This window comes from Pseudonocardia sp., from assembly GCF_025965585.1.
In the GTDB taxonomy this organism is placed as follows: Bacteria; Actinomycetota; Actinomycetes; order Mycobacteriales; family Pseudonocardiaceae; genus Pseudonocardia.
The window spans coordinates 1-3,568 of the sequence record NZ_JAOPWR010000270.1 but is presented as its reverse complement, the minus strand read 5'-3'; the positions used below and the strand labels follow the sequence as shown (position 1 = coordinate 3,568).

Here is a 3,568-nt window from a genome sequence, read left to right as displayed (position 1 = left end):
ACGAACCCCTCGGGCTCCCCACGCCGCCACCCCCACGCCGCCTGCGCGCCCGCGCGGGGCGTCACGGCGCAGTGGTGGAACTCGTGGCCCGGCACCCGCGTGCCGGCAGCGAAGACCGAGGAGTCGGCCAGTGCGACGGCATCGCGGTAGCCCAGCGTCAGCTGCCCGGTCATCGCGGCCTCGGCGGGCAGCACTGCGCACATCGGCGCGCCGTCCAGCGAGGCGCACAGGTAGAGCAGGCCGCCGCACTCGGCGTGCACCGGGGCCCCCGACGCGGCGAGCGCGGCGACGTCGGCGCGCAGGGTCGCGTTCACTCCGAGCGCGGCGACGTGCTCCTCGGGGAAGCCGCCGGGCAGCACCAGCGCGGCGGTGTCCGGGGGAAGCCCACCGTCGCGCAGCGGGTCGACGACCACCACCTCGGCTCCGGCCGCCTCCAGCAGCTCGACGTGCTCGGCGTAGCCGAAGGTGAACGCGGCGCCCCCGAACACCGCGATGCGACCCGGTTCGGCACGACCGGGCGCCGTCCCGGCGGGCCCGGCGTCGACGACCTCGGCCGGTGACCAGACAGGGCCGGACGGCAGCGGCTCCGCCAGCCCCGTCACCGCATCGAGGTCGACGTGCGCGGCCACCAGCTCGGCCATCGCGTCCACCGCCGCGACGGCCGCCGTCCCGTGCTCGACGGCCGTGACCAGCCCCAGGTGGCGCGACGGGACGGCCAGCGCGTCCCGCCGCGGCAGCGCCCCGAGCACCGGCAACCCGACCTCCTCGGCCGCCGCGCGCAGGACGTCCTCGTGGCGGGGGCTGCCGACCCGGTTGAGCACCACACCGGCGAGGTTGACCGCGGGGTCGAACGAGCGGAACCCGTGCAGCAGCGCCGCCAGGCTGCGCGACTGCCCGCGACAGTCCACGACGAGCAGCAGCGGCGCCCCGAGCAGCCCGGCGACCTGCGCCGTGGAGCCGAACCCGTCGGCCAGCCGCCCGTCGAACAGCCCCATCACGCCCTCGACGACGGCCACCTCGGCACCCGCGGAGCCGTGCCTCGCCAGAGGGGCGATCCGCTCGGCGCCGACCAGCACCGGGTCGAGGTTCCGGCCGGGCCGGCCCGCGGCGAGGGTGTGGTAGCCGGGGTCGATGTAGTCCGGGCCCACCTTGAACGGCGCGACGACGGTGCCCCGCCGCCGCAGAGCGGCCATGAGCCCCGTGGCGACGGTGGTCTTCCCGGAACCCGACGAGGGTGCGGCGACGACGAGCGCCCGGGCTGTCATGACTCCGCCTCCGCGGGAGGGAGCGCGTCGCCCGGCACCGCTACTGGTGTCCCAGCACCGGGTGCGGCACGTACGCCGCCTCGAGGGTCGCGATCTCCTCGTCGGTCAGCTCGACGTCCACCGCCGCCACGGCGTCCTCGACGTGGCCGGGCTTCGTGGCCCCGATGATCGGCGCACTGATCGCGGGCTTGTGCAGCATCCACGCGAGCGCCACCTGTGCCATCGGCAGGCCGCGGGCCTTCGCGACGTCGGCCACCGCCTGCACGACGGCGGCGTCGGCCTCGCCGTACATGCGGTCGGCCACCGGGTCACTGCCCGCGCGGACGGTGGTGTTCTGCTCCGGCAGGCGCGTGAGCCGTCCGCGGGCGAGCGGGCTCCACGGGATGACGCCGACCCCCTGGTCCTCGCAGAACGGGTGCATCTCCCGCTCCTCCTCGCGGTAGAGGAGGTTGTAGTGGTCCTGCATGGAGACGAACCGCGTCCAGCCACCCAGGTCGGCCGTGTGCTGGGCCTTCGCGAACTGCCACGCGTACATGCTCGACGCGCCGATGTAGCGGGCCTTGCCGGCGCGCACGACGTCGTGCAGCGCCTCCATGGTCTCCTCGATCGGGGTGTTCGGGTCCCAGCGGTGGATCTGGTAGAGGTCGACGTACTCGGTGCCCAGCCGCCGCAGCGAGTTGTCGATGCTCGCGAGGATGTGCTTGCGCGAGAGGCCGCCGTCGTTCGGGCGCTTGCTCATCGGCATGAACACCTTGGTGGCCAGCACGTAGTCCTCGCGATCGTCGAAGAACTCGCGCAGCAGCGTGCCGGTCACCTCCTCGCTCGCGCCCACCGAGTACATGTCGGCGGTGTCGAAGAAGGTGATCCCGGCGTCGACGGCGCTCTTGACGAGCGGGCGCGAGGCGTCGAGGTCGAGCACCCAGTCGCGCCAGTCCGGCGTGCCGTAGCTCATCATCCCGAGGCAGATCCGCGAGATCTGCAGCCCGGTGTTGCCCAGCCGTGTGTAGTCCATGGTCACCACTCGATTCCCCGCTGGCCCTTCTGGCCGGCGTCCATCGGATGCTTGATCTTCGTCGTCTGCATGACGAGGTCGGCCGCGTCGATCAGCTCCGGCGCGGCGTCGCGCCCCGTGATGATCACGTGCTGGCGGCCCTCGCGCCGGGCGAGCACGTCCACCACCTCCTGCACATCCACCCATCCCCATTTCATCGGGTAGGTGAACTCGTCGAGCACGTAGACGTCGTGCACGCCCGCCTCGATGCGGCGGCGGATCTCGGCCCAGCCCTCGGCGGCCTGCGCGGCGTGGTCGTCGTCAGAGCCGGGCTTGCGCGCCCACGACCAGCCCTCCCCCATCTTGTGCCACTCGACCGGCCCGCCCTCGCCCGTCGACTCGTGGACGCGGCCGAGCGCGCGGAACGCGGCCTCTTCGCCGACCTTCCACTTCGCCGACTTCACGAACTGGAACACCCCGATCGACCAGCCCTGGCTCCAGCCCCGCAGCGCGAGCCCGAACGCGGCGGTGGACTTGCCTTTCATCTCCCCGGTGTGGACGACGACGAGCGCGCGGTTGCGGCGCTGGCGGGTGGTGAGCCCGTCGTCCGGCACGGTGGTGACCCGGCCCTGCGGCATGAGTTCCTCCCCTTCAGGCTGCTCTCGCGGAGCGGACGGCGCCCGCGACGCCGTCCGCCGACAGCTCGCCGATGGTCGTGAGGTCGCCCGCGGCTGCGGCGGCGACGCGGGCGGCGAGGCCGAGCCGGACCGGGCCGCTCTCGCAGTCCACCACGACGGTCGCGACCCCGTCGGCGGCGAGCAGGGCGGCGGCGCGGCAGGCGTCCTGGACGGGGTCGCCGCAGATCCCGACCGTCGCCCGTCCATCGGTGAGCAGCACGAGCAGCGGACGGCGGCGCGGGTCGCGCAGACGCTCGACGGCCAGCACCTTCCGCGCGCGCAGCAGTCCCTCGGCGAGCGGCGTGCGGCCACCGGTGCGCAGACCGGTCAGCCGGGCCTGGGCGGCCGGGACGGACGAGGTCGGCGGCAGCACCAGCTCCGCGCCCCCGGCCCGGAAGCTGATCACGCCGACCTTGTCGCGGCGCTGGTAGGCGTCGCGCAGCAGCGACAGCACCGCACCGGTCACCGCGGCCATCCGCGTGCGCGCCGCCATCGACCCCGACGCGTCGACGACGAACAGCACCAGGTTGCCCTCACGCCCCTCGCGGACGGCGCGGCGCAGGTCGTCGTGGCGGACGAGCAGCCCGGCGCCCGCCCGGCCGCGGGAGCGCTGGTGCGGCGCGGCGGCGGCGATC

4 protein-coding genes are annotated in these 3,568 nt (G+C 74.4%); all 4 read right to left on the bottom strand.

The features are described from left to right. On the bottom strand, positions 1-1,265 hold a 1,265-nt coding region (locus JWR81_RS17055), incomplete at its 3' end, for a cobyrinate a,c-diamide synthase (protein WP_297653149.1). Positions 1,266-1,305: 40 nt separating this feature from the next. Then, on the bottom strand, positions 1,306-2,277 hold the full coding sequence (locus JWR81_RS17050) for an aldo/keto reductase (RefSeq protein ID WP_297653145.1): 972 nt from the start codon (positions 2,275-2,277) through the stop codon (positions 1,306-1,308). Between the two features lie 2 nt (positions 2,278-2,279). After that, complete coding sequence (gene cobO / locus JWR81_RS17045) at positions 2,280-2,894, bottom strand: cob(I)yrinic acid a,c-diamide adenosyltransferase (protein WP_297653143.1); 615 nt, start codon at positions 2,892-2,894, stop codon at positions 2,280-2,282. A gap of 13 nt (positions 2,895-2,907) precedes the next feature. Next, on the bottom strand, positions 2,908-3,568 hold a 661-nt coding region (locus JWR81_RS17040; RefSeq protein WP_297653140.1), incomplete at its 5' end, for a VWA domain-containing protein.

Excerpts from the sequence above, each read along its gene's own strand:
- JWR81_RS17050 (WP_297653145.1), bottom strand. The coding sequence starts at position 2,277 with ATGGACTACACACGGCTGGGCAACACCGGGCTGCAGATCTCGCGGATC.
- cobO (WP_297653143.1), bottom strand. The coding sequence starts at position 2,894 with ATGCCGCAGGGCCGGGTCACCACCGTGCCGGACGACGGGCTCACCACC.